Below are 25,179 nucleotides of genomic sequence, written 5' to 3'. Positions count from 1 at the left end.
TGGGCAGCGTGCGCCGCGCCCACCTGCGGCGGAAAGGCACTATTCCTCCGCGGGTGCCTGCGCGGCGCGGTCGTCCTGTTCGAACCCGCCGCCGAGCGCAACGAACAGCGTCGCACGGTTCTGCAGCCAGGCGCGGCGGGTGGCGAGAAGCTGCTGCTGTGCACTGAACAGGTTGCGCTCTGCATCGAGCACTTCGAGATAGTCGGCGACGCCCTCCCGATAGCGAAGGCGCGCGATGCGGGCGATCTTCTCCTGCGCCGCGAGCGCGCGTTCGAGCGTCTCGACCTGCTCGGCGAGATAGCGCCGTCCGGCGAGCGCGTCGGCCACTTCGCGGAACGCGGTCTGGACCGTGCGATCGTAGTTGGCGACCTGTTCCACTTCCAGCGCTCGGGCGAGGTCGAGATCGGCCTCGCGTGCGCCCCAATCGAAGATCGGCAGGCTGATGGTGGGGCCAAAGCTCCAGCCCAGCCCATCAGAATCGAACAGACCGCCGAGGCTGTCGGAGCTGAAGCCGGCGTTGCCGGTGAGCGAGATGGTCGGGAAGAACGCTGCCCGCGCCGCGCCGATATTGGCGCGTGCCGCGCGGAGCTGCTCTTCCGCTGCGATGATGTCGGGGCGGGCCAGCAGGAGATCCGAGGGGAGGCCCGCGGCGAGCCGCCGTTCGTCGGCCTGTGTCGCAAGGGTAAGGCCCTGGGGCAGACCCTGCGGCACCGCTCCGCCGACGAGCACCGCGAGTTGGTTGCGGAGCTGTGCGAGCGCGAGCCGCTCGGCCGCGAGCTGCTGCTCGGCCTGCGTCAGCAATGTCTCCGCCTGACGATAGGGGAGAGCCGACGTGACACCGGAATCGAGCCGCAGCCGTGCAATCCTCAGCCCTTCCCGGCGCGACTGCGCCGTCGCCTCTGCCAGCGCCACCTGTTCCTCGGTCTCGACGATCTCGAAGTAGGTGTTGGCGGTATCGGCGATCAGCGAGAGATAGAACGCACGCTGGGCGGCGATGGTGGACAGATACTCCGCACGCGCCGCTTCGCTCAGGTTCGCGATTCGGCCCCAGAAATCGAGCTCGAAGGCGCTGATGCCGACGCCGACCTGGAAGCGGTTGTAGGTCACCGAGGCGGGCGCGTCGCCACCTTCCTCGCCGCCAACCCCGCCGAGCGTGGGATTGCCGGAGAGCGACTGGCGCGTGCGCGTACCACTGGCGTCCGCAACCACTGTGGGCAGCCGGCGGCTGTCCTGGATGCGGTAGCGGGCACGGGCCTGCTCGATCCGCGCGGTTGCGGCGACGAGGTCGCGGTTGTTCTCCAACGCGCTCGCGATCAGTCCTTCGAGCCGGGGGTCGAGGAACCAGTCGCGGTAGGAGAGTTGCGCGGCAACGACCGTGCCGTCGGGCCGCAATTCGCCGTCGTAGGCGGGGGTGACGGCCAGCTCCGGCCGGGTGTGCTCGGGCGCGAAATTGGCGCAGCCCGAAAGCGCGGTCGAGAGCGCGGCGAGGGCGATCAGGCGTTTCATCGTGCGGGCTCCTCCCCGGAAGGCGGAACAGGTGCTTCGTCGAGGTGGCCTGCTGCCACGGGCTGCTTGCGGCTGATGTTTCGCCTGACGAGCAGGTAGAGCATCGGGATCAGGAAGATGCCGAGCACGGTCGCAGCGATCATACCGCCCATCACGCCCGTGCCGACCGCGACACGGCTGGCCGCGCCCGCGCCGCTCGCCAGCACCAACGGCACCATGCCCATGGTGAAGGCGAGCGAGGTCATGATGATCGGCCGCAGGCGCAGGCGCGCGGCCGCCTTTACCGCATCGATCCGCCGTTTGCCGAGCTCTTCCTCCTCGATCGCGAATTCGACGATCAGGATGGCGTTTTTCGCGGCAAGGCCGATGATGGTGATCAGCCCCACGTTGAAGTACACGTCCGCAGACAGGCCTCGGAGCATCGAGAACAACACCGCGCCCAGCATGCCCATCGGCACGATCAGCAGCACGGCCAGCGGCACGGCCCAGCTTTCGTAAAGCGCAGCGAGCACCAGGAAGACCACCACGACTGACAGGCCGAGCAGCAGCCCGATCTGCCCGCCGGCCTGCTTCTCCTCGAAGGAGATGCCGGTCCATTCGTAGCCGATCCCCTGCGGCAACTGGCCGGCCAGCCGCTCCATTTCCTCGAGCGCGGCGCCGGATGATTCGCCCGGCGCGGCAGTGCCCGACAGGGTCATCGCAGGGTAGCCGTTATAGCGCGACAGACTGGCGGGCGCGGCCGACCAGTCGACCTCGGCAAATGCGCTGAAAGGCACCAGTTCGCCCTGCTGATTGGGAACGCGCAAGGAGAGCACGTCGTCGGGCTGCATGCGATAGGGCGCATCGGCCTGCACCAGCACCTGCAGCACACGGCCTTCACGGTTGAAATCGTTCGCGTAGGCGGAGCCGAAGGTGATCGACAGCGCGGCGTTGACGTCGGCCAGCGACAGTCCGAGCGCGCGAGCCTGGACCCGGTCGATCTCGATCGCGAGTTCGGGGCTGGGGCCCTGGTCTTCGGGCCGCAGATTGGCGATCAGAGGGCTTTGCGAAGCCATGCCGAGAAGCTGATTGCGCGCGTTCATCAGCGCCTCGCGCCCCAAACCGCCGCGATCCTGCAGCTTGAAGGTGAACCCGCTCGCCGTGCCCAGAGATTGGATCGAGGGCGGCTGGATGACGAAGGCCATGGCCCCGTCGATCTGCATGAACTGGCCCATCGCACGTTCCAGGATCGCTTCGGCGCTGCTTTCGGAGGCGGTGCGTTCCTCCCACGGCTTGAAGGGAGCAAACATGATGGCGTTGTTCTGCCCCTGGCCGAAGAAGCTGAAGCCGCGCACGACCACGAGGTTCTCGAGCTCCTCCTGCGCCATCCAGAAATCGATGATCGGCTTCAGCGCCTCGTCGGTGCGCTCCTGCGTCGCTCCCGGTGGGGCCTGGACCGCGGTGATGAGATAGCCCTGATCCTCGGTCGGAAGGAAGGCGGTGGGCAGCCGCATGAAGAGCAGCAGCGTGACTGCGCCCAGGGCGAGGAACACCGCAAAGGCGCGCATGGGGCGCGACAGGACTTTATCATTGGCGCGGCCGTACTTGTCCGTGACGTCCGCGAACCAGCGGTTGAAGCGGGCGAAGAAGCGCACGATGATTCCGCGCGCCCGGGCAAGGGCGCCGCGCCAGCCGGGCTGCGCCTCGGCCTCCTCGTCCACCTCCGGCTCTCCATCATGAGCGTGCATCGGCTTGAGGAACGTCGCACACAACGCCGGGGTCAGCGACAAGGCGAGGAAGGCGGAGAAGAAGATCGAGATCGCCAGCGTGACCGAGAACTGGCGATAGATGCCACCGGTGGAGCCGGGGAAGAACGCCATCGGCACGAACACGGCAACCAGCACCAGCGTGATCCCGATGATCGCGCCGGTGATCTGCTTCATCGCCTTGCGCGTCGCCTGCAAGGGCGGCAGCCCTTCCTCGCGCATGATACGCTCGACGTTCTCGATTACCACGATCGCGTCGTCGACCAGGATACCGATGGCGAGCACCATGCCGAACAGCGACAGCACGTTGATCGAAAAACCCAGCAGCCACAGGCCCAGGCATGCTCCGGCCAGGGCGATCGGAACGACGAGTGTCGGGATCAGCGTCGCGCGCCAATTCTGCAGGAACAGGAACATGACCAGGAACACGAGGATCATGGCCTCGATCAGAGTCTTGGCCACTTCCTCGATCGATGCCTGAACAAACGGGGTGGTGTCGTACGGGATCGACCAGGCCGTGTCGCCGGGCAGGCTGGGGGCGATTTCCGCCAGGCGCTGCTTGACGCCCTCGGCCGCCTCGAGCGCATTGGCGCCGGTTGCGAGCTGGACCGCCATGCCGGCCATGGGGCGGCCGTTCAGCGTGGTCGAGGTGGCGTAGCTCTGGGCCCCGATTTCAACCCGAGCGACGTCACCAAGGCGCACCACGGCCGCACCGGAGTTGGCCCGCAGGATGACGTTCTCGAATTCCTCGGCGGTCGTGAAGCGGCCCTCGGTCGAGATCGTGGCGTTGATCTGCTGTCCGTCGACCAGCGGCATCGCGCCGAGCGCGCCGCCCGGTGTCTGGGCGTTCTGTTCGCGGATCGCGGCCAGCACGCTGCTGGGCGAAAGATTGTATGACGCGAGTGCGTCGGGATCGAGCCAGATGCGCATCGCATATTGCGACCCGAACAGCATCACGTCGCCCACGCCGGGCACGCGGCGGAGTTCGTCGATCACCTGGTTGGTGGCGATATTGCCGAGATCGGTGCTGTCGAGGCTGCCGCTTTCCGACGTCAGAGCGACGATCATTAGGAAGCCGGCGTTCGCCTGACGCACGGTAATGCCCTGGCGGCGCACGTCCTCCGGCAGGCGCGCTTCAACCGTGCTCAGGCGATTCTGCACCTCGGTCTGCGCGATATCGATATCGGTGCCCGCCTCGAACGTCAGCGTGATCGTGGCGGTGCCGTTCGACGCGCTGGAGGAGGACATGTAGAGAAAACCCTCGACCCCGTTGAGCTGCTGCTCGATCACCTGGGTGACGTTTTTCTCCAGCGTTTCCGCGTCGGCGCCGGGATAGACCACGTTGATCGCGAGCGATGGCGGGGCGACTTCCGGATATTGCTCTACCGGCAGCGCGCGCAGCGCCATCAGCCCGGCGAGCAGGATGCTGAGTGCGACGGCCCATGCGAAGATCGGCCGGTTGATGAAGAACTGCGCCATGGCTCAGCGCGCCTTGCTGTCGGCGTTCTTGGCAGGGGCCTTGCCGTTTGCTGCGTCCTTGATGCGTTGCACCGGCGCGCCGGGCTGGATCTTCTGCAGGTTGCTGATGATCACCACATCACCGGCCTTGAGGCCGCTCTCGATGATCCAGCGCCCGTCGACCATCGCGCCGAGTTTCACGGGACGCGGCGCAGCCTGGCCCTTCTCGTCGATCACGAAGACCGATCCGCCATCTTCGTTCAGCGTCACCGCACGTTGCGGCACCGCGATCCCCTGGCTGACCTGGCCGGCGAAGATCTGGGCACGGACGAACTCGCCCGGCAGCAGCAGGCCCGAGGGGTTCGCGAATTCGGCACGCAGCTCGACCGTGCCGGTCTGCTGGTCGACCGAGAAGCCGCGGAAATCGATATGGCCGGGGATCGGATACTCGGTGCCGTCGCTGAACGTGAGACGAACCTCGACGCGGTCGTTTTCATCCAGTTCGATCTCGCCCGCCGCGACTGCGCGGCGCAGGGCAAGGACCTCGCTCGCCGACTGGGCGAAGCTGACGTAGACGGGCGAGATCTGCTCGATCCGCGTCATCAGCGTGCCCTCGGGCTGGCTGACCAGTGCGCCTTCGGTCACCTGCGCACGTCCGGCGCGGCCAGCGATAGGCGCACGCACGGTGGTGTAGCCGAGCTGGAGCGAAGCGGCTTGGAGCTGCGCGCGGATCTGCGCGACATTGGCGTCCGCCTCACGCGAGGCGGCAAGGGCGGCGTCGTATTCCTGCCGGCTGATCGCGTCCTCGGCGACTAGCGGACGATAGCGCTCGACGACCGCTTTGGCGTTGGCCGCGGTGGCGCGTGCCCGCTCCAGGCTCGCCTGCGTCTGCGCATAGGCTGCGCGGAGCTCGCGCGGATCGATGCGGAACAGCGGCTGGCCAGCCGAGACGTTGGTGCCTTCTTCGTAGAGCCGTTCCTGCACGATCCCGGTCACGCGGGCGCGAACCTCGGCCACGCGCACGGGTTCGACCCGGCCCGGCAGTTCGATGACGTTGGGGATCGACTGGTTCGCAACCGTGATGGCTTTCACGGGAACCGCCTGTGGCGCCGGCGGTTGCTCGCTACCGGAACAGGCAGCAAGCAGGAGGCAGGCGAACATACCGGTGAGGATGCGCTTCATCGATAGACTTTCGGGCAGAATTTGTGCAGGTGCGAAGGTGTAATAGTCATTACACGATTGTCAGGCAAGCCATTATCGTAGACCCCCGAAGCATGACCGACGAATTCGAATGCGACCGGCTCGATCGCCGCCGGCGTGCGATCACGGACGCAGCGCGCGCCCTGTTCATCGAACAAGGTTTCGAACGTACGACACTCGGTCAAATTGTCGAGCGGGCGGGCGGTTCCCTCGCCACCATTTACAAGCTGTTCGGCAACAAAGAGGGGCTGCTCGACGCCGTCGTGTTCGAAAAGGCGGCCTCCGGCGAGAATCTGATCCGCGAGATTACGCAATGCGGGGCGAGCCCAGCCGATACGCTGCGCCGACTGGCGACGGTGCTTTACGAGCGCTTTCTCGATCCGGACGACGTGGCGCTGGTTCGCATCGTGATCGCGCGCAGTATCGACGATGCCGATTTCGCGCGCCGCTTCTTCGAAAGCACCGCCATGCACACGCGCCGCGCGCTGGAGCACACCTTCGCACGATGGGAGGCGCAAGGCGTGCAGTTGCGCGGATCGCCCGATATGCTGGCGGAGGTCTTTCTCGGTCTGATGGTCAGCGACATGCAGACCGATGCGATCAGCCACGGCGTCGTCGCGCGCCCGTCTGCCGAGCGGATCGCCGCCCGCATCGAGTTCTTCCTGCGGGGTGCAGGCCTCATCTGACAGGCGCAGCCGCCGGCGACACGCCGGGGCTGCGCCGTGCATCTTACGCCGGGCGGCGGGCGAAGAGTCCGAAGCCGGCAATGATCGCATAGCAGATCGCAGGCAGGATGAGGGCCGTGGCCAGGCTCGTCGCGTCGGCCAGCGCGCCATAGACCGCGGGAATTACCGCACCGCCGGCAATGGCGACGTTGATGATCCCCGAGCCATCCGCCGCGCGGGCGCCGAGTTTCTCGCAGGCGAGGGTGAAGATCGTCGGAAACATGATCGAATTCATCAGCCCGACGGCGAGCAGCGAATAGCCCGAAACGGTGCCCGTCGTGCTCGTCGAAATCGCGATGAGCGCGATCGCGCCGCTGGCGAAGGTGGCAAGCAGCAAGCCGGGGTTGATCACGCGCAGCAGACCCGAACCGATGAACCGGCCGATCAGCGCACCGAACCAGTAAACCGAGATCAGCTTGCCCGCTTCCTGTTCGGGGAGGGCGAGCACGTCGGCTTGCATCAGGTAGTTGACGATGAAGCTGCCGATCGCGACTTCCGCCCCGACATAGAGGAAGATGCACGCGGCGCCGTAGCCGAAGCGCGGGCGCTTGAGCAGCGCGAGGCCTTCGACGAGGCTGGTCTGCTCGTGTCGCTCGCCCTTAAGGCGGTTGCGGAACAACCACACGACGAAAGCGACGACCGCGATCGCGGCCGCAAGGCCGAGGTAGCCATCCACGATAGCCTGCGATTCGGCCTGGCGGTAGGCGACGAGCTCCGCACCCGAGAGCTCGGCCGCGGTCACGGTCGCGAGGCTGCCCAGGATCAGGATCGACCCGAAATAGGGGAAGATCGTCGTCCCGAAGGAATTGAAGCCTTGCGCGAAGGTCAGCCGGCTATGCGCCGTCCTGGCCGGACCGAGCAGGCTGATCAGGGGATTGGCGACGATCTGCACCAGCACCACGCCGGTCGCGAGTACGAAGTAGGCGACGAGGAAGAAGGCGAATACCGCCGACTGGCTCGCGGGAATGAACAGCAGACATCCCGCGATCATTGCGACAAGCCCGGCCACCGCGCCGCGCATGTAGCCGATCTTCTTGACCAGCTTGGCACCCGGAATGCCGACCACGGCATAGGCGATGAAGAACCAGACCTGCACCAGCGACGCCTCGAAGTAGCTGAGCGTGAACAGCTCCTTCAGCTTCGGGATGATCACATCGTTGAGCGAGGTGATGCCGCCGAAGATGAAGAACAGGCCGAAGACGAAATACTGCAGGCCAGGCGCATCGATGTTCTGACCCGCGTCCTCCAGCGGATGCGGATCGGTGCTCGACGAGACTTCCGGTGCGATTGCCATACCTTGCATTCCTCCCCAATCGGTTGTCGTGCTCGAACGCCTCGCACGTTCATGTTATCGTGGGCACGACGGATTCTCTTCTACCGCAACTCATCCCCGGAAACCGCACAACGTCAATTTGCATACGTAGGCGCGGAACGGCGATGGGTCAGTGGTGATGAAGCCCCGCGGCAGCTTCGGCATCGCGTCGGCCCTTCGCGACCGCCGACAGAGGGTCGTCGACCGCGGGGCCGTCGCTATCCTTGTACTGCGCGCGCAATTCCACCAGCTTCTGCTTCAGCTCCGCGATCGTCCCCTGCATCGATGGATCGTCGATCCGGTTATGCATCTCGTTGGGGTCGGTCTGGAGGTCGTAGAACTCCCACGCGTTGATGTCCCCGTAGAAGCGCATCAGCTTGTAGCGGTCGGTGCGCACACCGTAGTGCGCGCGGACCGAGTGGAAGCCCGGGTACTCGTAGTAGTGGTAGTAGATGTCCTCGCGCCAATCCGCAGGCGCCTCGCCATCGTCGACCACTTCGCGTAGCGAGCGGCCCTGGATCGTATCGCGGATCGGCAATCCGGCGAAGTCGAGGAAAGTCGGCGCGTAATCGACATTCTGCACCGGTGCCTCCACCCGCGTCCCCGGTGCGATATGGCCAGGGTACTGCATCACCAGCGGCGTGCGTAGCGATTCCTCGTACATGAAGCGCTTGTCGAACCAGCCGTGCTCGCCGAGGTAGAAGCCCTGATCGGACGTGTAGACGACGATCGTGTTCTCATCGAGCCCGGTCCGCTCCAGCCAGTCGAGCACCCGGCCGACGCTCTCATCCACCGCGGTGACGGTGGCGAGATACTGGTTCATGTAGCGCTGGTATTTCCACAGCGCGAGATCGCGGCCGTGGAGGTCGGCCTCGTTCATGGCGTCGTTGTTTGCCTGGAGGCGCGCATCCCAGGCGGCGCGTTGCTCGGGAGTCATCCGCGTGAAATCGTCCGGCCAACGGTCGAAGCGAAGTTCGCTCGACCCAGCCTGCTCGGTCATGTGCAGGTCGTGGCCTTCGTACATGTCCTCGTAGATATTCATTTCCTGCGCCTCGGCGGCAGGGCGCCCATCGTAGTGATCGAAGTAGTTCGTCGGGATGGGAAACTCGGTGCCGAGATATTTCTGCAGATGCCGGATCGCGGGCATGAAGTTGCGGTGCGGCGCCTTGTGGTGGATCAGGATCGCGAACGGCTTGCCCGGGTCGCGTTCCTCTTTCAGCCATTCGAGGCTGTAGTCGGTGACGAGATCGGTCGCATAGCCCTCGACCACGGTGCGCCCATCGGGCGTGATGATGTCGGGATTGTAGTACTTGCCCTGATCGTCGAGCACCTTCCAGGTGTCGAACCCCGCGCCCTCGGGCGAATAGTTGAGGTGCCACTTGCCGAACAGCGCGGTCTGATATCCCTGCTGGCCCAGCGCGCGCGGCCAGTTCCACATCGAATTGTCGAACTTCTGCCCATTCTTGGTGAAGCCGTGCATGTGGCTGAACTGACCGGTCAGCATTGTAGCGCGGCTGGGGCCGCACAGCGAGTTGGTAACGTAGCTGTTGAGGAAGATCGCGCCGTTTCGGGCGATGCGGTCGATGTTCGGGGTCGGCGCCAGGCGACCGATATCGCTCCCATAGGCGGAGACGGCCTGGTAGGCGTGATCGTCCGACATGATGAACACAATGTTCGGCCGCTGCCGCTCTTCCTGCGGCGTGGTCGAAGAGGCCGCGGCGTGGCGCGGTGCGTCCTCCGGCAGTGTGGCGCAGGCGGGCAGTGCCAGCGTGCAGAGCGCGGCTGCGAGAGCGATTCTGGGCTGATCCATCATCCCTACTCCGTGATCGTGAAAGTGACCGGCGTGCTCGCCTTCGCACCGGAGGAAGGCGCAATCCAGAGCTGGAACTCGCCCGGCTCCCACCCATGGCTCATGTCGGCGCGGGTGAAGGCGAGATCCTCGGGGCGCAATGTGAAGCGCACCGTACGCGCCTCGCCGGGCTGGAGCATGACCTTCTCGAAGCCTTTGAGCTCCTGCACCGGCCGCGTCACGGAGCCGACGAGATCGCGAACGTAGAGCTGCACGACTTCCTCACCCGCACGATCGCCGGTGTTGGTGATCGTCGCGCTCGCGGTAATCGACCCGTTCGGCCCGATCGAGGCGGCCGAGAGCGTCACCGGTGAATAGCCGAACGTCGTGTAACTGAGACCGTAACCGAAGCGATACAGAGGATCGTTCGGCGTGTTGAGGTAGCGCGAAACATACTTCGCGCCCGGCGCGCCGAGTTCGATCGGCCGGCCGGTGTTCTTCATGTCGTAGTGGATCGGCGACTGACCCACCGTGCGGGGGAAGGTCACCGGCAGCTTGCCCGACGGGTTGTAATCGCCGAACAGCACGTCCGCGACGGCCTGGCCGCCCTGCGTGCCCGGATACCAGGCATGGAGGATCGCCGGCACGTTCTCGTTCGCCCAGGTGATCGTGTTCGGCCGTCCGCTGAGCAGGACCAGCACGACCGGCTTGCCCGTCGCGACGAGCTTCTCGAGCAGGGCTCGCTGGTTGCCGGGCAGGTCGAGCGAGGTGCGGCTGGCGGCTTCGCCGGTCATGTCCCAGCGCTCGCCCATGGCGGCGATTACCACGTCTGACTTCCCGGCCAGCGCGAGGGCCTCGGCGAACCCGTCGGTCTTGCCCTCGTCTTCGAAAGCGTAGCTCGCGCCCTTGGCATAGGTGACCGTGACGCCCTCGCCGGCGCGCGCCTGCAGTCCTTCGAGGATGGTGACCGGGCGAGTCTTCCGGTCGCCGGCTGCGGACCAACTCCCGATCATGTCGGTCTTGCTGTCGCCCAGCGGGCCGATGACCGCGATCGACTTCGCCTGCGCGGACAGCGGCAGGACGTCCCCTTCGTTCTTCAGCAGGACCATCGACTTGCGTGCCACGTCGCGCGCGGCCTCAAGGAACTCGGGCTTGTAGAGCGTTGCTTCCTGTCGCGCCTCATCGGAATAACGGTAGGGATCCTCGAACAGGCCGAGGCGGTACTTCATCTCGAGGATGCGGCGTACGGCCTGGTCGATACGGGCCATGTCGACACGGCCTTCCTCGACCGATTTGGCCAGGTTCTCCATGTACACCGCACCCTGCATGTCCATGTCGACACCGGCGTTGATCGCCTGCTCGCCGGCCTGGGCGAGGTCCTTGGAATAGCCGTGCGGGACCATTTCGTTGATCGACGTGTAATCGGTTACGACGAAGCCGTCGAAGCCCCATTTGTGACGTAGAACGTCGGTGAGCAGGTACTTGCTCCCGCTCGCCGGAACGCCATCGTACTCGTTGAACGAGGTCATGAACGTCGCGACGCCTTCGTCGACCGCAGCCTTGAACGGCGGCAGATAGACGTCGCGCAGGGTGCGCTCGGAGATGTCGACCGTGTGGTAATCGCGGCCAGCCTGTGCGGCCCCGTATGCGGCGAAGTGCTTTGCGGTGGCCAGCACCGTGTCGATCGCGCCGAGATCGTCACCCTGATAGCCGCGCACGCGAGCCTGGGCGATTCTGCTGCCGAGGAAGACGTCCTCACCAGCGCCTTCGGAGATGCGCCCCCAGCGCGCGTCCCGCGCGATGTCGACCATCGGCGAGAACGTCCAGTGCAGGCCTTCGGCCGAGGCTTCCTGCGCAGAGACGCGTGCCGATTTCTCGATCGCCTCGAGATCCCAGCTCGCCGCTTCACCGAGGGAGATGGGGAAGATCGTGCGGTGGCCGTGGATCACGTCGTAACCGAACAGCAGCGGAATCTTCAGCCGCGTGTTCTCGACCGCCATTTGCTGCAACTCGCGCGTGTATTTGGCGGTGTAGGCATTGAAGATCGCGCCGACACGGCCGGCGGCGATGTCCTGCTTGTAACCCTCCCGCATCGTGGGCCCGGTCGACTCCCAGTTGCTGGTCAGCAGCGTGAGCTGTCCGATCTTCTCCTGCAGCGTCATCTTGGCGATGAGTTCGTCGAGAAACGCGTCCATCTTCGGATCGGGACGTGCCCACTCGGGCTCCGCCTGCGCGATCGGCACGGCGGTCGGGGATGTGGCTGTGGCAGCCGGCTGGGCCTGGGCGGTTGCGCACCCGGCGAGCGCCATCGCAGCGGCGCCGGCGAGCAGGATTCGGGCTGTCTTGATCATGTTTCTTCTCCCCGCACCCCACCGCGCGGCCGCGGACGGGGTTCTGAACGATACCGGAATCGGCGTGTGTGGGGAGGCTATACAGGGGATATGAAACCGGTTACAAGACTCTTGCACATTTTGATTCGGCAGTGTCCCGCCGAGGGGCGCGGCCGAGTGCAAAGTCTTTCGGATCGCGCTGAGAATGCGGCCGACCACGGGGAGAAATTCATGTCGCATACCCAATCCCATACCGCTCGCACCAACCCCCGCTTCGCCCGTAAGCTGGCCGCAGCGCTCGCTCTCGGCGTTGCCGGTGGCGCGATGTCGCTCGCCATGGTCGCCCCGGCGCAGGCGCAGGAATCGACTGCTTCGCTGCGCGGTCGGATCACCGGTGCAGAAGGCGTGACCCAGATCGCCGCGATCGAGGTCAATACCGGCATCCGCCGTGTCTCGGCGGTGGGCGCCGATGGCAGCTATCAGTTCGCTTCGCTGCGTCCCGGCATCTACCGCCTCGAGATTACGACGGCGGACGGTGTGCGTCAGACCGACCAGTTCACGCTTCTTGTGGCGCAGGATGCGGTGCTCGACTTCGATCTCGCCGCGCCGCAGGCCCTGCCAACCGACGCCGGTGAGACGCCTCCAGCTTCAAGCGGCGAAGAGATCCTCGTCACGGCGGGGCGCATCCGTACGATGGAAGGCGGGGAAGTCGGCGTGAACATCACACAGCGCCTGATCGAGCAACTGCCGCAGAACAACCGTAACTTCCTGGCCTTCGCCGATCTGGCGCCGGGCGTAATGTTTGTGACGGGCGCGAATGGTGCTTCGCGCCTCCAGGGTGGTGCGCAGGACAGCAGCACAGTCAACGTCTTCATAGACGGCGTCGGGCAGAAGGACTACATCCTGAAGAACGGGATCACCGGCCAAGATACCTCGCGCGGTAATCCCTTCCCGCAGCTGGCGATTGGCGAGTATCGCGTGATCAGTTCCAACTACAAGGCGGAGTTCGATCAGGTGAGCTCGGTCGCGATCACAGCGGTCACCAAATCGGGCACAAACGAGTTCCACGGTGAAGGCTTCTTCGATTTCACCAATCAGGATCTGCGCGATCCGACGCCATCGGAGCTCTACGAAGATGATGGCGCGAAGGTCGAGACGCAGGACATGCAGTTCGGCGGAGCATTCGGCGGCCCCATCATCAAGGACGTGATGCACTTCTTCGTTACCTACGAAGGTAAGCGTATCGAAAGTCCGGTTGATATCGAGCCGGGCTTGGGCCGGGATATCAGTTTCTTTCCCGAAAAGTATCAAGGGTACTTCGGCACGACGAACGAGACGTTCAACGAGAATCTTTATTTCGGGAAAATCGATATTTCGCCGAGCGGGAGCGATCTGATCGAGATCTCGGCTAAATATCGCGACGAGACGGGTGAGCAGTTGGCCGGCGGCATTAATGCCGAGTCGCGGCGCAGCCTCATCAACACGGAAGAGCTGCGCGCCACGGCCCGCTGGGAGCATACCGCCGATACCTGGGTGAATGACCTCAAACTCACTTACGAAGATGCGAAGTGGGCGCCCACACCTGGGTTGTTCGAACCGTCCTTTCTGTTTGCCTATGCCGCGCCGCGGCCCGAGGATCCCGATGAGATCGAACGAGGCGAGCTGCTTCGGATCGGTGGAAGCTCCAACTATCAGGATAAGGGGCAGAAAGGCTGGGGAATCCAGAACGACTTCACCTACACCGGCCTGGATAGGCATACGATCAAGGCCGGAATCAAGGCGAAGTGGGTTACCCTGAGAACACTTCAGCTGAACAACACCAATCCGACCTACACCTACAACGTGGCGTACGATCCCACTGGCGGCGGAAGTACGTTCAATGACGTGATCCCCTATCGCGTGCAGTTCGGATACGAGAGCGGCTTCGGTGAATCGCAGATCGAATCCGACAACTTCCAGCTTGGCGTCTATATTCAGGACGACTGGGAGGTCACCGACCGTCTGACGCTCAATCTCGGCATTCGCTGGGATTACGAGAAGACCCCCGCGTATCTCGATTTCGTCCACGATCAGGACGTCGTCGATCTCGTGACGGGGCAGACACTCGATCCCGTTACGGGCGAGCCGCTCTATCCGAATCTCGCGAATGCCAATTACGACATCAACGACTACATCTCGACCGGAAACGAGCGTGAGCCGTTCATGGGTGCGTTCCAGCCGCGCGTCGGGTTCAGCTATGATCTCGATGAAGAGGGGCAGTTCGTGCTGTTCGGCGGCTACGGCCGCTCCTACAGCCGCAACCAGTTTGACTTCCTTCAGCAGGAAATCAGCGTCGGGTCGTTCACTACTCGTACCTTCAACTTCGACACCGGCGATCCGGAAAACGATTGCGATCCCTCGCCGACCTGTATTCCGTGGGATCCCATATATCTGACGCCGGAAGGGCTGGCGGGGCTTGCCGAAGGGACGCCTGGCGGCGGCGGTAGCGAACTCCGGTTCATCAACAACGATCTGAAAATGCCCTATTCGGATCAGTTCAGCCTGGGTCTGCGCACGCGCTTCGATCAAGTGGAGCTCGAAGCCGGCTACACCCACATCGAGAGCAAGGACGGGTTCGTCTTCCTGCTCGGCAATCGTCGGCCTGACGGTTCGTACTTCCAGCCGGATCCCGAGCCGGGCGAGGGGCCGCAGACTCCCTGGTCTTTCACTCCTCCGGGTTACGGCAACCTGATCATCGGCGACAATGGGCTCGAGACGAGTTCGGACGCGGCCTACCTCAAGCTCACCAAGAACTATTCGCCGTCTTCGCCTTGGAGCCTCACAGCCACCTACACTTATACGGAAGCGGAAGAGAACCGGAAGTTCAACGAGGTGTTCTCACTCGACTATCCGTCGATTGAGGATTATCCGGTGATGCGTTCGTCGGGCGTGCCGCGTCACCGTTTCGTCGCGGCGGGCAGTGTCGACCTGCCGTTCGAAGCGGCACTGTCGGCCAAGTTCACTCTGGAATCGCCGCGCTATATGCAGGCGTTCCGCAACATCGCTGATCCGTTCGAGCGCATCATCGTCGGCAGGTTTGAGGACGGCAATGGCGATCGCTGGGGCCGCCGGCAGATGGACCTGGCGTTCACCAAGTACGTTCCGCTGGGCTTCCTGAGCGACGAATCGCGACTCCGCTTCCGGGTCGATATCATCAATCTGTTCAACGATCGGAACTATACTAACTTCAACAACAATCCCGCGGACGACACGCGGACCGAAAATTCGCCCACCGTCTATGGCGAGCGAACTGGCTTCGGCGTCGGCGGCAATCCACCCCGCACGATCAAGCTTTCCGCCGGCTTCTCGTTCTGATCATCGACACTGTTCGGGCGCCCGGTCATCCCCTCCTCCTCCCTTGACCGGGCGCCCTCCTGACCTTGGGAGCTATGATGTCCTTCCGTTTCGGATCGCTTGCGCTGCCGCTTCTGGCGCTGGCCGCGTGCACGTCTACCCCCACGCCGCCTCCCGCCGGAGTGACGGAGAATTCCGCTGCCGCGCTGCCTCAACTCACGCAGGCGGAGTTCGCCGAGCAGCTCTCGCGCCGTACGTTCGATTACTTCTGGGAAACTACCGACACCCAGCGTTGCCTCGCGCCCGATCGCTGGCCGAGCAATCCGTTCTCCTCGATCGCGGCGACCGGGTTTGCGCTGACGGCCTACAGTATCGGCGCCGAGCGGGGCTATGTCACGCGTGAGCAGGCCGCAGAGCGCACGCGCGACTGCCTGGAATTCTACTGGAACGCACCGCAGGGGCCGGAGGTCTCTGGCAACACGGGATACAAGGGCTTCTTCTACCACTTCCTCACAAACGAGGGCGGCACGCGCCGCGGGAAGACGGAGCTGTCGACCGTCGATACGTCGCTGCTGCTCGGCGGCGTGCTCTTCGCGCAGAGCTACTTCGATCGTGATACGCCGCGCGAGGCCGAGATCCGCGACCTGGCGGAGAAGATCTACCGCCGCGTCGACTGGACGTTCGTGCAGCGCGAGAACAGCGAGATTCCCTCCGGCAACGGCGGCAGCGGCAAGGCCATCGCGATGGGCTGGTATCCCGACCGCGGCGAGAACGGCGACTTCGGGACCCACGACTGGGTCGGCTACAACGAAGGCATGCTGGTCTATGTTCTCGCTGCCGGATCACCGACGCATCCGATCGACAAGGACGCCTGGGACACCGGCTGGGCGGCAAACCTGGAGAAGGACTGGGGCACCTACTACGGCTACGAGCATCTGCAGTTCGAGCCGTTGTTCGGGCACCAGTATAGCCACGTCTGGGTCGACTTCCGCGGCATCCAGGATCAATTCATGCGCGGGATGGGCATCGACTATTTCGAGAACAGCCGCCGCGCGACGCTGAGCCAGCGCGCCTACGGCGTGGACAATCCCAACGATTGGATCGGCTATTCGGCCGACATCTGGGGCTGGACCGCTTCCGACGGGCCGACAAACGCCGGCAACGGCCGCGTGGTCAACGGCAAGCCACGCGAATTCATGGGCTATTCCGCGCGTGGCGTGAGCGCCGAGCGGGTGGTGGACGACGGCACGATCGTGCCGACTGCGGCCGGCGGCTCGATCCCGTTCGCGCCCGATGTAACCATCGACGCGCTGATGAACATGCGTGCGGCTTACGGCAAGACGCTCTACACCGAATACGGCTTCAAGGATGCCTTCAATCCGAGCTACACGTTCGTCGACGTGGGCAGCCCCAGCGGCACGGTCGATCCGGAACTCGGCTGGATCGCGCGAGACTATATCGGCATCGACCAGGGGCCGATCCTGGCGATGATGGAGAACCATCGCAGCGGCCTCGTATGGCGCACGATGCGCAAGAATCCGCACATCCGTCGCGGGCTCGAGCGCCTGGGGTTCACCGGCGGCTGGCTGGACGAGGGCAAGTAGGCCGGCTCGCCGGCGGACCGTCGTTCCGCCAGCTCGTCATCCCAGCTTGCGCCGGGATGACGGTTCTCGGCCTCACCGCTGCGGTTGGATGTCGGCGACGACCGGATAGTGATCGGAGGGCAGGCGGCCCTCCCAATGCTGCGTCACCACCGCATACCGCTGCACTGCGAAGCCGGCCGTCACGAAGATGTGATCGATCGGCCCCTCGGCTGCTGCCATGATGTCGAAACCGGTGAAAGTGCCGGGCGGGCCATAGGGCGGAGTGCTGCTGATCGTGCGCGTATCGGAAAGGCCGCTTTGCGCCGTGTTCGCGAGCACGTGGTAGGGTTCGCTATCCGGCGTCACGTTGAAGTCGCCCATCACGATCGCGGGCGCATCGCCGCCGGCGACCCATTCGGCGATCATCCGCGCGGCGTTTGCGCGCGCGACCGTGCCGATGTGGTCGAAATGGGTGTTGAGCACACGGATCGTCTCGCCGCTGCGTCGATCGCGCAGGATGGCCCATGTGGCGATGCGGGGAAGGGCGGCATCCCAACCCTTGCTGCCGGCCGCCTCGGGCGTCGGTGAGAGCCAGAACGTACCCGAGTCCACCATCGCGAAGCGGTCGTTGCGCCAGCCAAGCGGCGAAAATTCCCCGGCGTCGGCCCCGTCATCGCGGCCGACGCCGACGAACGTGTAGTCGGTCAGTTCGGATTCCAGATACTGCTTCTGGTGCAGCAGAACTTCCTGCATGCCGAGCACATCGGGGGCTTCGTGCCGAATAACGGCCTCCACCATTTCCTTGCGGTGCGGCCAGGCGTTTCCGCCGTCGGAGGCGACGTCGAGCCGGATGTTGAACGTCATCGCCCGGATGGGCGGACCTTCGGCCGATTCCGCCGGCACATGCGCGCACGCGGCGAGAAGAAGGGCGGTGAGGAGAGAGAGAAGGAATTTCATGCGGCGTGCTCCAGTTCGGCGCCGTTGCTGGCGATGATCTGACCGTAGAGCCGCGCGCTGTGCTTGGGCGTGCGCGCGAGCGTCTCATAGTCGACGTGGACGATTCCGAAGCGCTTGGCATAGCCGAGCGCCCATTCGAGATTGTCGAAGAGCGACCAGACCATATAGCCGCGAATGTCCACCCCGGCCGCGATCGCGTCGCGCACGGCGGCGATGTGTTCGGCGAGGTACTGACAGCGATCCTCGTCGAGAATGCCGTCGGCATCGCTGGTCGCGGGGTCGGAGAAGGCCGCGCCGTTCTCCATGATATAGACCGGCAGGTCGCCGTAGCGCTCACGAAACCACAACAGCGTGCGGGTCATCGCCTCGGGAAAGACTTCCCAGTTGGTCTCTGTATGCGGCGCGCCTTCCTGCACCACGTGTTCGGCGAACAGGGGCCACGCCGTGTCCGACGAACGCACGACGCTGCGGGTGTAGTAGTTGATGCCGACGAAATCGACCGGCTGGCAGCACAGCGCCAGGTCCTCGGCCGACCAGTCCTCCCACGCCTCGCCGTAGATCTCGCGCAGCTCCTCGGGGCAGGTTCCGAGCAGCGCGGGGTCGAAGTACTGGCGGTTCATGTAGGCATCGGCGCGCGCGGTGGCGGCGAGATCCTCCGAACTGTCGCTGGCCGGGTACTTCGGCTCGATATTGATGACCAGGCCGACTTCGTGCGCGCCGCATTCGCGGTAGGTCTGTACTGCACGGCCGTGCGCGCGCATCAGGTTACGGCTGACGATCGCGCATTCGAAGATGCTGCGGTGCCCTGGTGCGAGCACGCCGTTGAGATAGCCGCCGTCTGCCACCACCCACGGCTCGTTGAGCGTCGCCCACTTCTTCACTTTGCCGTCGAGCGCGCGGAACATGACGCCGGCATATTCCGCGAACCACTCCGCGCTTTCGCGATTCAGCCAGCCGCCGCGGTCGTCGAGTGCGGCCGGCAGATCCCAGTGGTAGAGTGTCGCCAGCGGCTCGATCCCGGCTTCGAGCAGGCGGTCGACCAGGCGGCGGTAGAAGTCGAGCCCTGCCTCGTTCACGCGACCCGTGCCCTCGGGCAACACGCGGCTCCAGGAGACGCTGAAGCGGTAGGCCTGCAGCCCGAGCTGCTTCATCAGCTCCACGTCGCTTTCCATGCGGTTGTAGTGGTCACAAGCGACGTCCCCCGTATCGCCGGTCGCGATCATCAGGCGCGGGTCGTGGGTGAAGCGGTGCCAGATACTGGCCCCGGCGCCGTCCGCGAGCGGGGAGCCCTCGACCTGGTAGGCGGCCGTGGCCGCGCCCCACAGGAAACTCTTGGGAAAGCCGCTCATGGCGCCTGCCCTTCGAGACGATGAGACAGTAGCCACAGGTAGAGTGCGGGATCGTTATAGGCCGGATCCCACGCGTTGTGACCGAGATCGGGATAGATCGTCAGGCGGCTCTGATGTCCACCGCAAGCGCGGATCGCGCGCGCCATGGCAAAGCTGCCCTCGGGCGTCACCACGTCGTCGCGGTCCCCGTGGAAGGCCCATACCGGCGTGTCCGTCAGCGCACAGGCGCTGGCGGGGTCTCCACGCCCGGCGACCGGCGCGATGGCGGCGAAGCGTTTCGGTTCCGCCGCCGCCCAGCGCCAGGTCGCATGACCGCCGCGGCTGAGGCCGGTCAGATAGACCCGCGCGGGATCGACCGGCAGCGTTTCCATCACGTGATCCACGATCGCGTCCAGCTTGGCGACGTCCCAGTCTTCTTCCGCCGGCAGCAGCGGGGAGACGAGGATGAAAGGGAAGTCCGTCTGCCGGTCGGCGACTTTGGGCGGGCCGTGGACTTTGACCTTGGCGACGTCGCTGCCGCGTTCGCCCGAACCGTGGAGGAAGATCATCAGGGGCCAGCGCGCGTCCTCGTCTGTCGTCGCGACGCCGGGCGGCAGGTGAAGTTGATAGACGTAGCCCCCTTCGTCGACCGCCGGCTGCGGATGCTGCCCGCTCTCGTACGCCGGCGGCGGTGTTGCCGCGACCGCATGACCGGTGCAGGCCCCTAGCAAGAGGACCAGCGGCAACATCCGAACCCAATTCATCCTTTGACACTCCCTGCAAGCAACCCGCCGATGAACTGGCGCTGGAGCGCCAGGAACAGCAGCAGCACCGGCACGGTGGTGACCACCGAACCGGCCATCATCAATTCGATATCCTGCGCCCGCTCGCGCCCCAGCGAGGCGAGAGCGACGGGCAGGGTGTAGAGATCCTGATCGGACAGCACGATCAGGGGCCACATGAAATCGTTCCAGCTCCCGAGAAACACGAACAAGGCCAGCGTCGCGATCGCCGGGCGCAGGATCGGCAGCACGACGTGACGGAACATGTCCCACTCGCTCGCGCCGTCGATCCGCGCCGCTTCCAGCAGTTCATCGGGGATCGAAAGCGCGTATTGCCGCACCAGGAAGATCCCGATGATCCCGGCAAGCCACGGGATGAGGACACCGGCATAGGAGTTGACCAGGCCTATTGCCTTCAGTTCCAGGAACAGCGGCAGCATGCCGATCTGCCCGGGGATCAGCAGCAGAGCGAGCAGCGTCTGCACCGTCGCGGTCCGCCCCCGGAAGCGCAGCTTGGCGAAGGCGTAGCCCGCGGGGAGGGTGAACAGCAGTGCGAGCAGCGTCGCAAGGGTTGAGACGAGCAGGCTGTTGCCCAGGAACACGCCCATGCCCTGCGCCGCAAAAAGCTCGTGATAGTTGGCCAGCGTCGGGTCGGCGGGGATTAGCGGCGGCGGGAACTGGCCTGCTTCGCCCGGCTGCATCAGGCTGACCGACACCATCCACAGCAGCGGCGCGAGCGTGATCGCTGCGAACAGCGCAGCGAGCGCGGTTATGGCGCGGCCGGCGGTCATGACCTGCATACTCGCAGCAGGCGCATAGCCAGCGCCGGCAGCAGCGCCGCGGCCAGAATGCAGACGAACAGCACGACCGCGACCGCAGCACCGGTGCCGAGGTTCCACCACTGAAAGCCCTCCTCGAACATCAAGTAGAGCACGGTGATCGTCGATTGCGCCGGGCCGCCCTCGGTCATCACGTAGGGCTCGGCGAAGAGCTGGAACATGGCGATCACCGTGAGGATCGTGACCAGCCCGGCCGCGGGTGCGAGGGCTGGCAGGGTGACATGGCGCAGCCGCGACCACCACCCGGCACCATCGATCCGCGCTGCCTCGACCAGGTCGCGCGGCACGGTCTGCAGCGCGGCGAGGAAGATCAGCATGGCGTAGCCGAAGCTCTTCCAGACCACGAACAGCGTGATCGCGGGTATCGCCCAGTGTGGATCGCCGAGCCAGTCGACCGTTGGCAGACCGAGCGTGCCGAACACGTAGTTGACGAGGCCGTAGCGGGTATGGAGCAGGTATTTCCATACCACCGCGGCTGCCACCAGCGTCGCGACGTAAGGTGCGAAGAACGCGACACGCCAGACGGGGCGCCATGCGACCATGCGTTCGTTGACGAGGAGCGCCGCCGCGAGTGACACGACCAGCACCAGCGGCACGCCGAGCACGACGAACCATAGCGTATTGCCGAGTGCGGTCCAGAACAGCGGGTCGGCAAGCAGCTCGGCGTAATTGTCGAGTCCGACGAAGCGCAGGTTGCGGATATCGGCGAGGGCGTAGATGTCGAAGTCGGTCAGGCTCAGCGCGAGCGAGGCGATCGTCGGCAGGACGAAGAACAGTGCGATCGCGAGCAGCGCCGGGGCGCTGAACAGCCATCCGGCGCGCCGCTCCGCCTTGACCCCTGTGGCGCTCATGCCAGACGCCCCCGTTCCATCATCCAGCGCCGCTTGGCCAGGATCTCGTCGACGCGCAGGTCCATCTCCGCCGCGGCGCTGCGCACCGTGTAGTCCCCGCGCACCATGCGGTCGGCGACGACCTGCATCTCCGTGACGACGCGCTCCCACTCGGGTACCTTGGGTAAAGGCTGCGCGCGTTCGAGCTGATGCGCGAAGGGTGCGACCACGCGGTCCCCAGCGAGTTCGGTCTCGCGCCAGACGGAGCGTCGCACGGGCAGGTCGCCGGTCGCCCGGTGCAGCGCGAGTTGCGCCGCCGGATCGAGCATACGGCGCACGACTTCCCAGGCCTCGCGTTTGCGGCGGCCGCGGCTGAACACGACGAGGCTCGACCCACCCGTTGCAGTCGCTCCGGGGCCGCCGGGGCCGGGGTGCGGTGCCGTGCTCCACAGATCCTGCATCGCAACCGGCAAGCGGCTGCGCATTTCCCCGATCATCCACGGGCCGGCCGGATAGACCGCGAACCACCCTCGCGCGAACTCGGCCCAGCGGTTGCCGATCTGCGCGCCGGCGACGACGGGCGCCAGCCCTTCGTCGAACAGCGACTTGTAGAAGGCCAGCCCCTCGATGAATTCCGGCGCGGTGAAAGCGCCGCGCGTGCCGTTTTCCTTCAGGAACGTCGCACCGGCGGACAGTGCCAACGTCTGCAGGTGCTCGAATTCGTCGAGTGGCAGGAGAACACCGTAAGTTTCACCCGCGCTCTGTGCCCGGATACGGGCGAGCGCCCGCTTCCACCCGCTCCAGTCCAGCGGCGGCGTGGCATAACCGGCACGAGCAAAGATATCCGTGCGGTAGAACTGCACGCGCGTGTCGACGTACCAGGGCATCGCCACCAGCCGCCCGTTGATGCGGTTGCTCTCGATCACTGCCGAGAACTGGTCTGCTTCGGGGTCGAGTGCGGCGGGGACCGGTTCGATCGCGTCCAGCGCCGCGAGCTCTGCGAGCCAACTGTTGCCGACTTGCGCCAGATCGGGCAGCGACCGGCCGACGAACCCCGTCAGTAGCTTCTGATGAGCGCCCGACCACGGCAGAGGCTGCACGTCGATCCCGCCGAGCCCGAGCTTGGGAAGCAGGGCGGGGAGAGCCGTCGCCTCGTTGCCGATGGCCCAGAAAGTCAGTCCGGCATCGCCTCGGCACCCGCCCAGCGCGAGTGCGGCGGAGCCGGCGATCCCCGCCGCGAGAACGTCCCGCCGCGATAGACTGTCAGTCATCAGGCCGCGTCGGCCGGCGCACCTGCAATGGTCGCACCGCCATTGGGACTCGCACGTCCGGTCGAACCACGTTCCGCCAGTCGGGGAGAGAGCACCACGCCGTGCTCGCTACCGAGTTCCTCGCCGCGCAGCATCCGCAGCAGCAGCATTGCAGCGGTGGAACCGAGCTGCGCCATGTTCGATTGCATCGTCGTCAACTTGGGGCTGACGTGGCGGGCGAGCGGGATGTCGTCGAAGCCGGCAACGAGCGTTTCCGCGCCCACGGCCACGCCGGCCTCGTCAAGCACGGACATGAGCCCTACTGCCATCACATCGTTGGATGCGAAGACAGCGTCGGCGGGCACCTGCCCGGCGAGCAGCAGGCGTGCTGCCTCCTGGCCCGCCGTTTCCGTGAAGTCGCCCGGCAGGACGACCGGGTGCTTTTCCCCCAGCCCTTCGCGCATGGCGTCGGCGAAGCCGCGCAGGCGCTCGCGCGCATCGCGATTGTGCTTGGGGCCGGCGATATGGATGATCCGCTTGCGCCCGCGAGCAATCAGATGCTCGGTGATCGTCCGCGCACCGTGATAGTTGTCGACGGCGACGAAGGGCACGTCTCGGCCCTCCGCCTGCGCGTTGAGCAGGACGGTCGGCATGTTGGCGTCGAGGTGGTCGGACAGCAACTCTGCGGTGGAATCGGGCGGCATCAGCAGCAGCCCGTCGACCCGCCCGCGCATCGAACGGATCGCGCTGGTCGTTTCATGCGAGCTGCCGTGCATGTTGCCGAGCAGCAGGTGCTTGCCCGCGCCATGGGCGATCTTGTCGATCCCCCGGATGACTTCGGAGAAGAACTCGCCGAACAGGTCGGGCAGAATTACACCGATCGTATCGGTCTGGCGATTGGTCAGGCTGCGGGCGCCGCTGTGTGGCACGAAGTTGAGCGTCTTGGCCGCGGCCTCGATCGCTTCGCGAGTGGCTTTGGTGACGTTGCTGTGCCCGTTCAGGGCGCGGGACACCGTGGCGATCGAAACGCCGGCTTCCCGCGCAACATCCCGAATCGTGACCATGCCTTCCCTCTCCCGAGTCAATGTAACCGTTTTCACAAATTCGGCAATGCTGTGTGGGGAACGGCCCGTCCTTCGTCGTCGAACAGATGCACTTTCGCCGGAGCGACATGGAGCGTGATGCTCTCGCCTGTGGCGATCAGGCGATCGCCGGCGGTCCGCCAGACCAGTGCAGTATCGCCGGTACCGAGCTGTGCATGGCGTTCCCCGCCGAACCATTCCACGAATGCGACCGCGCGCGGAGCGAGCGCAATCGTGCCGCCGTCCGGCCGTGCCGTCAGCGCTTCGGGCCGGATCGCGACCACGACATCGTCGCGCGCAGGGCCGCCGCCGGTGAGTGGGCCGAGCACGATCGACTCGCCGTCACCGATAGCGATCTCGGTTCTTCGCGTGTCGGCACGGAGAATGCGACCGGGCAGCCGGTTGATCGGCGGCTGGCCGAAGAATTCCGCGGCAAACAGGGTCGCCGGGCGGCAATAGAGGTCCTCGGGCGTCCCCTGCTGCTCGATCCTCCCGTCGCGCATCAGCACGATACGATCGGCGAGAGCCATCGCCTCGGCCTGGTCGTGCGTGACGTAAATCGTCGTGGCGCGGAGCCGCGCGTGCAGTTCGGCGAACTCGCGCCGCATCTGCGCCCGCAGGTTGGCGTCGAGGTTGGACAGCGGCTCGTCGAACAGGAACACATCAGGCTCGCGCACGATCGCGCGGCCGATGGCGACGCGCTGCCGCTGCCCGCCCGACAGCTCAGCCGGGCGCCGATCCATTAGCTCGGAAAGCCCCAGAAGCTCGCAGGTGCGCCTGACGCTTTCGTCCAGCTCACGTTTCGGCCGCCCGGCCATGCGTAGCGGAAAGGCGATGTTCTGCGCGACCGTCATCTGCGGATAGAGGGCGTAGGATTGGAACACCATGGCGACGCCTCGCTCGCCCGGGGGCAAGCGATCGACCTGCCGTTCGCCGATACGGATCTCGCCGCTGTCGGGCCGATCGAGCCCCGCGATCAGCCGGAGCAGCGTTGACTTACCGCAGCCGGACGGCCCGACGAGCACCACGAACTCGCCGTCGCCGGCCGACAAGTCGAGTCCGTCGAACAGCGTGACTGCGCCAAAGCTCTTGCCGACCCCGGATAGCGTTGCACCCGGCAATTGCGTCTC

At 65.3% G+C, this 25,179-nt stretch carries 17 protein-coding genes; 3 read left to right on the top strand and 14 right to left on the bottom strand.

What is annotated here, in order from left to right; translation table 11 throughout:
• Window positions 1-39: 39 nt before the first annotated feature.
• From D2V04_RS12295 to D2V04_RS12285, 3 genes are read right to left on the bottom strand one after another with little or no spacing between them, the layout of a single operon-like run.
• Window positions 40-1,506 carry an efflux transporter outer membrane subunit gene (locus D2V04_RS12295; RefSeq protein WP_119513963.1) on the bottom strand — a complete coding sequence of 489 codons (1,467 nt, stop codon included), beginning with the start codon at window positions 1,504-1,506 and terminating at the stop codon, window positions 40-42.
• Window positions 1,503-4,730 (bottom strand): efflux RND transporter permease subunit, encoded by a 3,228-nt coding sequence (locus D2V04_RS12290; RefSeq protein WP_119513962.1) that lies wholly within the window; start codon window positions 4,728-4,730, stop codon window positions 1,503-1,505. The genes D2V04_RS12295 and D2V04_RS12290 overlap by 4 nt, the downstream gene beginning before the upstream one ends.
• Window positions 4,731-4,733: 3 nt before the next feature.
• The gene (locus D2V04_RS12285; RefSeq protein WP_119513961.1) at window positions 4,734-5,891 is read right to left on the bottom strand and encodes an efflux RND transporter periplasmic adaptor subunit; all 1,158 of its coding nucleotides are present in this window, start codon (window positions 5,889-5,891) and stop codon (window positions 4,734-4,736) included.
• Window positions 5,892-5,983: 92 nt separating this feature from the next.
• On the opposite strand from D2V04_RS12285, the gene D2V04_RS12280 reads away from it, so the two are divergent.
• Window positions 5,984-6,595: a TetR/AcrR family transcriptional regulator gene (locus D2V04_RS12280; RefSeq protein WP_119513960.1), complete on the top strand. Its 612-nt coding sequence runs from the start codon at window positions 5,984-5,986 to the stop codon at window positions 6,593-6,595.
• 43 nt (window positions 6,596-6,638) lie between these two features.
• On the opposite strand, the gene D2V04_RS12275 is transcribed toward D2V04_RS12280, so the two are convergent.
• From D2V04_RS12275 to bglX, 3 genes are all read right to left on the bottom strand, one after another.
• The gene (locus D2V04_RS12275; RefSeq protein WP_119513959.1) at window positions 6,639-7,928 is read right to left on the bottom strand and encodes a sugar MFS transporter; all 1,290 of its coding nucleotides are present in this window, start codon (window positions 7,926-7,928) and stop codon (window positions 6,639-6,641) included.
• A gap of 148 nt (window positions 7,929-8,076) precedes the next feature.
• Window positions 8,077-9,756 (bottom strand): sulfatase family protein, encoded by a 1,680-nt coding sequence (locus D2V04_RS12270; protein ID WP_119514278.1) that lies wholly within the window; start codon window positions 9,754-9,756, stop codon window positions 8,077-8,079.
• Between the two features lie 5 nt (window positions 9,757-9,761).
• Window positions 9,762-12,086, bottom strand: coding sequence for a beta-glucosidase BglX (gene bglX, locus D2V04_RS12265; RefSeq protein WP_228766416.1), 2,325 nt, complete (start codon window positions 12,084-12,086; stop codon window positions 9,762-9,764).
• Window positions 12,087-12,296: 210 nt separating this feature from the next.
• Between bglX and D2V04_RS12260 the strand changes: the two genes are divergently transcribed.
• Entirely contained in the window at window positions 12,297-15,419 is a 3,123-nt protein-coding gene (locus D2V04_RS12260; protein WP_119513958.1) for a TonB-dependent receptor, read from the top strand.
• 77 nt (window positions 15,420-15,496) lie between these two features.
• Complete coding sequence (locus tag D2V04_RS12255) at window positions 15,497-17,002, top strand: glucoamylase family protein (protein WP_119514276.1); 1,506 nt, start codon at window positions 15,497-15,499, stop codon at window positions 17,000-17,002.
• A gap of 72 nt (window positions 17,003-17,074) precedes the next feature.
• Here D2V04_RS12255 and D2V04_RS12250 read toward each other — a convergent pair whose 3' ends face one another.
• Genes D2V04_RS12250 through D2V04_RS18310 form a run of 8 tightly spaced genes read right to left on the bottom strand, consistent with a single transcriptional unit; the run spans window position 17,075 to window position 25,170 of the window.
• Window positions 17,075-17,938 (bottom strand): endonuclease/exonuclease/phosphatase family protein, encoded by an 864-nt coding sequence (locus tag D2V04_RS12250; protein WP_119513957.1) that lies wholly within the window; start codon window positions 17,936-17,938, stop codon window positions 17,075-17,077.
• Window positions 17,935-19,287 (bottom strand): GH1 family beta-glucosidase, encoded by a 1,353-nt coding sequence (locus D2V04_RS12245; protein WP_119513956.1) that lies wholly within the window; start codon window positions 19,285-19,287, stop codon window positions 17,935-17,937. The genes D2V04_RS12250 and D2V04_RS12245 overlap by 4 nt, the downstream gene beginning before the upstream one ends.
• Window positions 19,284-20,030, bottom strand: a complete 747-nt coding sequence (locus D2V04_RS12240; RefSeq protein WP_119513955.1) for a carboxylesterase family protein — start codon at window positions 20,028-20,030, stop codon at window positions 19,284-19,286. The genes D2V04_RS12245 and D2V04_RS12240 overlap by 4 nt, the downstream gene beginning before the upstream one ends.
• Window positions 20,027-20,839 (bottom strand): carbohydrate ABC transporter permease, encoded by an 813-nt coding sequence (locus D2V04_RS12235; RefSeq protein WP_228766415.1) that lies wholly within the window; start codon window positions 20,837-20,839, stop codon window positions 20,027-20,029. Before D2V04_RS12235 ends, D2V04_RS12240 begins: the two co-directional genes overlap by 4 nt.
• On the bottom strand, window positions 20,836-21,738 hold the full coding sequence (locus D2V04_RS12230) for a carbohydrate ABC transporter permease (RefSeq protein ID WP_119513954.1): 903 nt from the start codon (window positions 21,736-21,738) through the stop codon (window positions 20,836-20,838). The genes D2V04_RS12235 and D2V04_RS12230 overlap by 4 nt, the downstream gene beginning before the upstream one ends.
• Window positions 21,735-22,988 carry an extracellular solute-binding protein gene (locus tag D2V04_RS12225; RefSeq protein ID WP_119513953.1) on the bottom strand — a complete coding sequence of 418 codons (1,254 nt, stop codon included), beginning with the start codon at window positions 22,986-22,988 and terminating at the stop codon, window positions 21,735-21,737. The genes D2V04_RS12230 and D2V04_RS12225 overlap by 4 nt, the downstream gene beginning before the upstream one ends.
• Window positions 22,988-24,031, bottom strand: a complete 1,044-nt coding sequence (locus D2V04_RS12220) for a LacI family DNA-binding transcriptional regulator (RefSeq protein ID WP_119513952.1) — start codon at window positions 24,029-24,031, stop codon at window positions 22,988-22,990. The genes D2V04_RS12225 and D2V04_RS12220 overlap by 1 nt, the downstream gene beginning before the upstream one ends.
• Before the next feature lie 32 nt (window positions 24,032-24,063).
• Window positions 24,064-25,170: an ABC transporter ATP-binding protein gene (locus tag D2V04_RS18310; RefSeq protein ID WP_119513951.1), complete on the bottom strand. Its 1,107-nt coding sequence runs from the start codon at window positions 25,168-25,170 to the stop codon at window positions 24,064-24,066.
• Between the last annotated feature and the right edge of the window lie 9 nt (window positions 25,171-25,179).

This window comes from Pelagerythrobacter aerophilus (genome assembly GCF_003581645.1).
Classification (GTDB): domain Bacteria; phylum Pseudomonadota; class Alphaproteobacteria; order Sphingomonadales; family Sphingomonadaceae; genus Pelagerythrobacter; species Pelagerythrobacter aerophilus.
The sequence above is the reverse complement of the archived record's forward strand: the minus strand, read 5'-3'. Positions and strand labels throughout refer to the sequence as shown.

What these genes read in the sequence shown, in the direction of transcription:
- D2V04_RS12270 (WP_119514278.1), bottom strand. Translation starts at nt 9,756, where the DNA reads ATGGATCAGCCCAGAATCGCTCTCGCAGCCGCGCTCTGCACGCTGGCA.
- D2V04_RS12285 (WP_119513961.1), bottom strand. Translation starts at nt 5,891, where the DNA reads ATGAAGCGCATCCTCACCGGTATGTTCGCCTGCCTCCTGCTTGCTGCC.
- bglX (WP_228766416.1), bottom strand. Translation starts at nt 12,086, where the DNA reads ATGATCAAGACAGCCCGAATCCTGCTCGCCGGCGCCGCTGCGATGGCG.
- D2V04_RS12250 (WP_119513957.1), bottom strand. Translation starts at nt 17,938, where the DNA reads ATGAAATTCCTTCTCTCTCTCCTCACCGCCCTTCTTCTCGCCGCGTGC.
- D2V04_RS12230 (WP_119513954.1), bottom strand. Translation starts at nt 21,738, where the DNA reads ATGAGCGCCACAGGGGTCAAGGCGGAGCGGCGCGCCGGATGGCTGTTC.
- D2V04_RS12260 (WP_119513958.1), top strand. Translation starts at nt 12,297, where the DNA reads ATGTCGCATACCCAATCCCATACCGCTCGCACCAACCCCCGCTTCGCC.
- D2V04_RS12225 (WP_119513953.1), bottom strand. Translation starts at nt 22,988, where the DNA reads ATGACTGACAGTCTATCGCGGCGGGACGTTCTCGCGGCGGGGATCGCC.
- D2V04_RS12220 (WP_119513952.1), bottom strand. Translation starts at nt 24,031, where the DNA reads ATGGTCACGATTCGGGATGTTGCGCGGGAAGCCGGCGTTTCGATCGCC.
- D2V04_RS12290 (WP_119513962.1), bottom strand. Translation starts at nt 4,730, where the DNA reads ATGGCGCAGTTCTTCATCAACCGGCCGATCTTCGCATGGGCCGTCGCA.
- D2V04_RS12280 (WP_119513960.1), top strand. Translation starts at nt 5,984, where the DNA reads ATGACCGACGAATTCGAATGCGACCGGCTCGATCGCCGCCGGCGTGCG.
- D2V04_RS12255 (WP_119514276.1), top strand. Translation starts at nt 15,497, where the DNA reads ATGTCCTTCCGTTTCGGATCGCTTGCGCTGCCGCTTCTGGCGCTGGCC.
- D2V04_RS12275 (WP_119513959.1), bottom strand. Translation starts at nt 7,928, where the DNA reads ATGGCAATCGCACCGGAAGTCTCGTCGAGCACCGATCCGCATCCGCTG.
- D2V04_RS12240 (WP_119513955.1), bottom strand. Translation starts at nt 20,030, where the DNA reads ATGAATTGGGTTCGGATGTTGCCGCTGGTCCTCTTGCTAGGGGCCTGC.
- D2V04_RS12235 (WP_228766415.1), bottom strand. Translation starts at nt 20,839, where the DNA reads ATGACCGCCGGCCGCGCCATAACCGCGCTCGCTGCGCTGTTCGCAGCG.
- D2V04_RS12245 (WP_119513956.1), bottom strand. Translation starts at nt 19,287, where the DNA reads ATGAGCGGCTTTCCCAAGAGTTTCCTGTGGGGCGCGGCCACGGCCGCC.
- D2V04_RS12295 (WP_119513963.1), bottom strand. Translation starts at nt 1,506, where the DNA reads ATGAAACGCCTGATCGCCCTCGCCGCGCTCTCGACCGCGCTTTCGGGC.